We start from the raw sequence: 6270 nt of genomic DNA on the forward strand, positions 1-6270 counted from the left end.
AGGTGAGATTGGTTGGAAAGGTGATTGATCTATGAAGCGAAAGGTGAGGTAGAGATATATGGCTTGGCTTGGCTTGGCTTGGCTTGGCTTGGGCACCGTTACTAACGCCCCGTGACTAACGCGTTACGTAACGGGTGTGACTAACGCGTTACGTAACGCGTTACGCCTCCGGATCGGCTTGTTTCCGGGCTTTCTGCTTCTCCCGCCATGCCCTCTGCCGCTGCCGGTTGCGCTCGCGGTCCTCTTCCATCTGCTCCTTGGAGCGCTGGTACTCCTCCCAGGAGAGGAATTGGAAGCCCGAGCCCTGCGGTACCCAGAGCCCGGCCGCGATGAGGCTCTGGGCGGCATCCTTGCCCTCCGGCCCCCACGATTCGACGTACCATCCAGGAACTGCACCGTCGGTCTTCGTGCCGGAGGAGAGGGAGCCTGCGAGGGTCCAGAGGCCGATCGCGGCCAGCCCAGCCTGCCGCGGCTTCGCGTGCCCGTACATCTGGTCGTCGACATTGAACCAGCCCAACTACCCTCCCCTCCTCCCGCGTCTCCTGCGCTCCTCGCGCGCGATGTTCCCCAGCGCCTCGCCCGCTGTCGGGTCGCGGTGCGTCTGCCTCTCCGGCTTGGCGACGCGGTCGTGCGCGCGGGCCTCGATATGGCACCAGCAGTCCCGCGACTCGCGGCAGATGTCCGGCAGCGAGGACTTGCACGCGCGGCAGCATCGGTCGTTGGTCACGTCTTGCCCCCATGCTTGGACTCACAGGCGCGGGCCAACGAGGGCACCACCCAGACCGTTCCGCAGATACAGCAGGTCCAGCGGTCGGTCACTCGTCGGCCTCGATCAGGCGGAAGTGCCCGAAGCAACCGAGGACGGACTCAGGCCCGTAGATGCATGACGACGCGAGCCGGAGATACAGGGGCTTACCATCGCAGTTGACGGTCAGGAACTCATCGGTCGTATCGTTGCCACCGTGCCGCGCCTCGAATCTCGCCCCTGCCTCGGTGGGCAGCTCGAACGGCGTGGGGTCAGCGAGGGCTGTGCGGAGTTCCGTATTCGTGACAGCGCCGAACGACAGCAGAGCCCGCACCCGTTCCAGCTTCGCCTCGGCGGCCTCGGCGCGGGCTTGCCACTCATCGGCGCCCTTCTCGGCATAGCCAAGTTCCCGCCTGACCTCGGCCAGCTTCGCCTCAGCCTTCTCAGCGCGGTCGCTTTCATCGCGTGCCGCCTTGCGTGCCGATTCGAGCTCCTTGTCCAGAATCTCAGCGCGGGCGGTGACCTCGGCGTGGGACTTCGGCACGGCATCGAGCGCTTCGAGGAGCTCGGCGGTATGGAAGGCCGACTCCGCGGCATCTGGACCGCGCTCAAGGCGCAGGATCACAGTCCTTTGGCTCCCGCCTAGATTGATGTCGAGCGTCCCGAGGTTCATGGTGCTCTTGATAGTCGTCATCTCGTCTCCACCACTCGGGCCTCGATCAGGTCGGCGATCGCGCGCAGGGTCTCTGACCGCAGTCCGAACTCGCAGAACGGCTTGGGCTGGTAGCTGCCTAGGATGATCCGGCCAGCCTCGATGTTCCGCATGTCGTCGGGTGCGTCCGGATGGTCGAGGACCACGAGAGGGCCGTCCTTGGACGGCTTGAGGCTTACCGTCGTCCCGTTGCTCAGTTCACGCACGACCATTTCAGTCCTCTATCTCGTCGTAGTGGGGGTGGGTGGCGAAGCGAGCCGTGGTGGCCAGCCGGTCAAGGTCCGGGTAATCGCCACGGATGACGGCGGCGCGGAACTCGGTCTCTTGGCACCAGACCTCGGCCGCCAACTCCGAGTCGGTGAGCCGCTTGGCCGGGTTGTAGTCGGTGCGGCCGGTGTTGTGGTCGGCGTACCCGTAGTCCCGTTCGTGGTACTCGCCGGTCACGTCGTTGATCCAGTACGGGCACTCGCCGTCGCACTTCCGCGCGCCCGGGATCGCCTCCGTGCACGTCGTCCGCCGCCACAGGATGAGTTCCAGGGGCCTACTCACCTGAACCACCCCGACTCCTCGCAGTCGTAGCAGAGGTCCGGCTCGGCAGTGTCGATGCCGCAGCCCGAGCAGCGCCGGAGCTTCGCCTCAGGCTTGCGCCGCGGCTTCACCGGCCACGGGAACGGGTCCCAGCAGATCGGCCGGGCCGGGGCAAGCTGATCGAGCAGCTCGTCCGTGAGGTCGAAGACGGAGATCGCGACGGCGTTACTCATCGAGGTCCCGCCAGTCCTTGTACTCGCGGTCCTCCTCGGCGTCGCGCTGCTGCAGTGCCAGGTGCAGTGCCTCGCGGGCTGTGCGCAGTTCCGCAACAGCGTTCGTCGCGTCTGCGCTGGCTGTGGCGTCGAGCGCTTCGAGCAGCTCTCGACCGTTGACCGAGATCGCCATGCGCTCATGGAGGCGGTGATTCACGATCATCAGCATCCAGTCGCCGTGGCCGCCTTCAAGGGTCGTGATCTCCAGATCTTTCTGCGCAACTTGGGCGCTGTGAAGGAGCGTTCTCTTCGTCATCTCGTCCCCACCTCTGGGTCCTCGGTCGCGTCCCGCTCGGCCATCCATACTCGATCCGCACAGCCAGCACAGAGGGCGCTCCCCGGCTCTGGTGCGCGCGAGCACATGTCGCAGGTCACGGCGGGCTTGTCGGGCCACGCAAGCTCTCTCATCGGTACTGTTCCTTTCCTTCGGGCCATGCGATCGACCCGTTCTTCTGCCAGCAGAGCCGCGCACCTGAGTTGACGCAGTACGCGGGCGGGTTGGGTGCATCGGAGTGCGCCCAGACGGTGATGCCGGTCATGGTGACAGGCTCGATGGGCTTGCCGCAGTTGGCGCAGGTCATCGCTTCTCCTTCCAGAGCGAGGGTGGGCAGCCAGCGTCGCGCTCGCCCCGCCAGATCAGCCACGCGAGCCAGAGGACGAAGGCGAGCGGGAAGAATGCCCCGCCGAACGCGGACGCCGAGCAGAGGAGGATGAACGCGGCGACAGCCATCCAGCCCCAGCGGATGCGGAGCCATGGCGGGTGGCAGACGGAGCGGGGGAGGCGGGGGGTCATGGGGTTGCCTCGGCGAGAACTCGGCCGGCGACGTACCGAACGACGTTGACCGTGACCGCATTACCGCACTGCTTGTAGCGCTGCGTGTCGCTGCCGATCGTCCACTCATCCGGGAAGCCTTGGAGCCGTTCACACTCGATCGGGGTTAGGCGCCTGATCTGGGATCCAACAGAGATCTTCGGCACCTCAGCGCCACCCGTCGATGCGCCACCAGTGGAGATCGTGGGCGACAAACCAGCCGGGTCATACAACCGTTGCGACTGGCTGCGCTGCCCGGTCAGTTCCAGGATCGTCATTCCGCTGTGGTTGCCCCCACTGTGGCCGCCTGCTGTGAGTGTGCGAGCAACTGCGGGTTCTGTTGTGAGGCCGACTGTTGAATACGGGTTACTCGGTCGCGGGGAAGGAAATACTTTGGGTCTGGGTGTTCCTCCAAGATTGCCGACAAGGTACACCCGTTCTCGGGACTGGGGGACGCCGTAATCCTTGCTGTTGAGTACCTGCCACTGGACGTCATACCCCAGCCCATCAAGGGTGCGGAGGATGGTTCGGAAAGTCTTCCCCTTGTCGTGGCTGATGAGCCCCTTGACGTTTTCGAGGATGAAGAACCGGGGTTGGCGGGCGTCGAGGATGCGGGCGATGTCGAAGAATAGTGTTCCGCGAGTGTCTTCGAATCCGAGTCGCTTTCCTCCGATGCTGAAGGCCTGGCAGGGAAATCCACCAACGAGAAGATCGAACTCTGGAAGGGTATGGGGGTTGATGAGAGTGGCGTCGCCGTAGTTGTCATGGGTGAAGTGCTCCTCGTAGGTAGCAATCGCATGCTTGTCGATCTCGGAATATCCGACGCATTCCGCCGTCATTCCGAGATCCGCTGCGGCCTGTTCGATGCCTAGCTCGAAACCGCCGATCCCTGAGAACATCGAGAAGTACCTCACCTCGGCTCCCACAGCCTCTCGAGCCCCTTGATCCCGTGCAGCGTCATGTCCGCCCACCCTGTCCGCTTCCGCCGTTCGAGGATGTAGCCGATGACCTCGCCCCGGACGTGCTCCTCCAGCCGAGCAGCAGCCTCTAGGTCCACCTGGGGCTGTGGTGCAGCACTCCCGCATTCCCCGCCGTCGATCCGAGGCGGGAGTGTGCCGTTCTTCCGCCGCGTCTCGTAGTCGTGCTTGCACAGCCCACGGCCGACGTGCAGGATCGTCCCCGGATGGTCGGAGGCGGCCTCGTGCCGCGAACGGAACAGCCGCCCGCAGTCGGTGCATCTGGACGGCGCGCTCGCCCGATACCGCGCCCGCTCGTAGCACGTCCCGCACATGCCATGCCCCTGGTGCCACTCGTAGCCCTCGGGAGGCTTGATGTAGGGCCTGCGGGTCATCAGGCGCACGCCGCAGTCCACGCAGTTGTCCGGCCGGGTCCGCCTGACCGGCTTGTGCGCTTTCAGTGGGCCTTGCATCATGGCTCGACCCCCATCCACTCGGCATGCTGGCGTGCCCTCTGATGCTCGGCTCGGGCGTGGATCGCGGCCTGCTCGGCGAGGAGGCCAGTCAGGCGCAGACTGGGAAGGTCGCCGGGGCCGAGGCGTGGTGGCCGCTCGGGGCGTTCCGGCCTCTTGCGCTCGACGATCTCGCCATCCATGGGCACGCCGTCAGGCTTGGCGCCACGGAGCCGGCGGGCGGTCATGAAGCGGGCGAGGTGGGCGGCGGTGGAATGCTCCTCGGCGTTGGCCATCACTTCCTCCTCGCGCGCGCGTCCCGAGCCTCACGCAGCCGCCGCACCACGCGGATGCACTCGGCGCAGCACTCCTCGGGCTGGATCTCGTCGTGGCCCGAGCCCGCATACTCGTAGGGCCTCCCCTCAGGGAGGCCCGTGCGCTTGGTTCTGGATGCTCTCGGCGGCTCAGTTCTGTGCGGCGCGGCCGCACCAGCTGGTCCAGCGCACCCGCCTCTGGCCGCGGCCCATGTAGACCACGACGACGGGGCTGATGTAGTACTTCTGGTGCGCGAGCCACGCCCGCTGGCGGTTGAAGTCGCGCACCTCGTACTCGGCGCCGAGCTCGTCCAGCTTGGCGAGGGTCTGGGCGGTTCCGGGGCAGTCGGGGGTGGTGTACACATCGAAGCGGACGGGGTCAGTGGACATAGAAGCCTCCCTGGTCAAGGGAGCGCCTGAGGTAATCGATCCAGTTCGCCCACCACTGCGTCTCGGTGATCTCCCGCGTTTCTTTCGAGATCTCAGCCGGACGCGCATCCCATGCGGCCAGCGCGGCCCGGATCTCGTCGGGCGTGACGTGCCAGCCGTCGTTTGAGCCGAGCTTGTGGCCGGGGATCGTGGGCGGCTCGTCGGGCGAGTGGTATGTGCGGATCGGGGCGGATTCACGCTCATATTTCTCGTCTGCCTCATCGTCAGGCAAGCTGTCATCCCACGCGGGCCACTTCATAACCTCGTCGCCGCTGACCGAGGGCCAGTGCTCCATGCCCAGTTCCTGCATTGCGTCGGAGCAAGCGCTCATGCCCCATGCGTTGAGACGGAAGTGGGAAGGATTGTCGAGCTTATCGGCCTCCAGAATGCAGCTCCAGTACTCGCGCTCGCGGTCGTCGTGATCCGCAGGGTCGGGCGTCTTGTGCTTGATCCGATTGATGGCGTCGGCCTTGAGCGTGTCTCCGATCTTCCACGCTTGATCGCGCAACTCCTTGGCCTTGGCCTGATCCTCGGGCGAGACCTCGGGCTTCTCGACCATCCTCATGTCGTAACCCACTACGCCTCCACCCCCGCCATCCCCTGGAACGTCACGATCAGCACGTCCGCCTCTTCGGCGGTCAGTTCCCGAGCCGTCTTCTTCTCTCCGAGCTGCTCGGCGATCGCCGCCGACTTCTGCGCCGACGTCGCGTGGCCGAGGGCGTTGAGTGCGGTGACGAGGGCAGCGATCTGGGCTTCGGAGGCAAGCTCGCCGGTCTGCTCCGGCTCAGCCTGTGGCACCAGCCGCGACGCCGCGGTGCGCTTCGGCGGCGCGGGCCGCTCGCCGAGGTCTTCGAGCTCGACCTCCTCGACGGAGTACGCGAGGCCAGTGAGCACGTCCGGCGCGATGGTCCGGCACGCCTCGGCCTGCGCCTTCGCGGTGAGCATGGCGATCGGGTCGGACTCGTACTTCTTGTTCGAGGTGTAGCCCGCCTTCTTGGCCCGCTCGATGGTCCACGTGAACTCGGACCACTCGCTCTGGCCCTTGCGCCGC

15 protein-coding genes are annotated in these 6270 nt (G+C 65.9%); 1 reads left to right on the forward strand and 14 read right to left on the reverse strand.

Features of this window, described 5'->3' with window-relative positions; translation table 11 throughout:
* Nucleotides 1-160: 160 nt before the first annotated feature.
* The 11 genes from ACTHL9_RS03250 to ACTHL9_RS03300 form a co-directional block, all read right to left on the reverse strand.
* The gene (locus tag ACTHL9_RS03250) at nucleotides 161-517 is read right to left on the reverse strand and encodes a hypothetical protein (RefSeq protein WP_440517281.1); all 357 of its coding nucleotides are present in this window, start codon (nucleotides 515-517) and stop codon (nucleotides 161-163) included.
* Nucleotides 518-727, reverse strand: coding sequence for a hypothetical protein (locus tag ACTHL9_RS03255; RefSeq protein ID WP_440517283.1), 210 nt, complete (start codon nucleotides 725-727; stop codon nucleotides 518-520).
* Nucleotides 728-815: 88 nt separating this feature from the next.
* Nucleotides 816-1439 (reverse strand): hypothetical protein, encoded by a 624-nt coding sequence (locus tag ACTHL9_RS03260; RefSeq protein ID WP_440517284.1) that lies wholly within the window; start codon nucleotides 1437-1439, stop codon nucleotides 816-818.
* On the reverse strand, nucleotides 1436-1663 hold the full coding sequence (locus ACTHL9_RS03265) for a hypothetical protein (RefSeq protein WP_440517285.1): 228 nt from the start codon (nucleotides 1661-1663) through the stop codon (nucleotides 1436-1438). The genes ACTHL9_RS03260 and ACTHL9_RS03265 overlap by 4 nt, the downstream gene beginning before the upstream one ends.
* Before the next feature lie 7 nt (nucleotides 1664-1670).
* Nucleotides 1671-2006, reverse strand: coding sequence for a hypothetical protein (locus ACTHL9_RS03270; RefSeq protein ID WP_440517286.1), 336 nt, complete (start codon nucleotides 2004-2006; stop codon nucleotides 1671-1673).
* Complete coding sequence (locus ACTHL9_RS03275) at nucleotides 2003-2218, reverse strand: hypothetical protein (protein WP_440517287.1); 216 nt, start codon at nucleotides 2216-2218, stop codon at nucleotides 2003-2005. Before ACTHL9_RS03275 ends, ACTHL9_RS03270 begins: the two co-directional genes overlap by 4 nt.
* Nucleotides 2211-2513, reverse strand: a complete 303-nt coding sequence (locus tag ACTHL9_RS03280) for a hypothetical protein (RefSeq protein WP_440517288.1) — start codon at nucleotides 2511-2513, stop codon at nucleotides 2211-2213. Before ACTHL9_RS03280 ends, ACTHL9_RS03275 begins: the two co-directional genes overlap by 8 nt.
* Nucleotides 2514-2661: 148 nt before the next feature.
* Complete coding sequence (locus tag ACTHL9_RS03285; RefSeq protein ID WP_440517290.1) at nucleotides 2662-2838, reverse strand: hypothetical protein; 177 nt, start codon at nucleotides 2836-2838, stop codon at nucleotides 2662-2664.
* Complete coding sequence (locus tag ACTHL9_RS03290) at nucleotides 2835-3050, reverse strand: hypothetical protein (RefSeq protein ID WP_440517291.1); 216 nt, start codon at nucleotides 3048-3050, stop codon at nucleotides 2835-2837. The genes ACTHL9_RS03285 and ACTHL9_RS03290 overlap by 4 nt, the downstream gene beginning before the upstream one ends.
* Nucleotides 3047-3982, reverse strand: a complete 936-nt coding sequence (locus ACTHL9_RS03295) for a DNA cytosine methyltransferase (RefSeq protein WP_440517293.1) — start codon at nucleotides 3980-3982, stop codon at nucleotides 3047-3049. The genes ACTHL9_RS03290 and ACTHL9_RS03295 overlap by 4 nt, the downstream gene beginning before the upstream one ends.
* Entirely contained in the window at nucleotides 3979-4428 is a 450-nt protein-coding gene (locus ACTHL9_RS03300) for a hypothetical protein (protein WP_440517295.1), read from the reverse strand. The genes ACTHL9_RS03295 and ACTHL9_RS03300 overlap by 4 nt, the downstream gene beginning before the upstream one ends.
* A 95-nt stretch (nucleotides 4429-4523) precedes the next feature.
* On the opposite strand from ACTHL9_RS03300, the gene ACTHL9_RS03305 reads away from it, so the two are divergent.
* Nucleotides 4524-4889 carry a hypothetical protein gene (locus tag ACTHL9_RS03305; protein WP_440517296.1) on the forward strand — a complete coding sequence of 122 codons (366 nt, stop codon included), beginning with the start codon at nucleotides 4524-4526 and terminating at the stop codon, nucleotides 4887-4889.
* 51 nt (nucleotides 4890-4940) lie between these two features.
* On the opposite strand, the gene ACTHL9_RS03310 is transcribed toward ACTHL9_RS03305, so the two are convergent.
* From ACTHL9_RS03310 to ACTHL9_RS03320, 3 genes are all read right to left on the reverse strand, one after another.
* Nucleotides 4941-5180: a hypothetical protein gene (locus ACTHL9_RS03310; RefSeq protein WP_440517297.1), complete on the reverse strand. Its 240-nt coding sequence runs from the start codon at nucleotides 5178-5180 to the stop codon at nucleotides 4941-4943.
* Entirely contained in the window at nucleotides 5170-5778 is a 609-nt protein-coding gene (locus tag ACTHL9_RS03315) for a hypothetical protein (protein ID WP_440517299.1), read from the reverse strand. Before ACTHL9_RS03315 ends, ACTHL9_RS03310 begins: the two co-directional genes overlap by 11 nt.
* 17 nt (nucleotides 5779-5795) lie before the next feature.
* On the reverse strand, nucleotides 5796-6270 hold a 475-nt coding region (locus ACTHL9_RS03320; RefSeq protein WP_440517300.1), incomplete at its 5' end, for a hypothetical protein.

This window comes from Sinomonas sp. (genome assembly GCF_051955515.1).
Lineage (GTDB): Bacteria > Actinomycetota > Actinomycetes > Actinomycetales > Micrococcaceae > Sinomonas.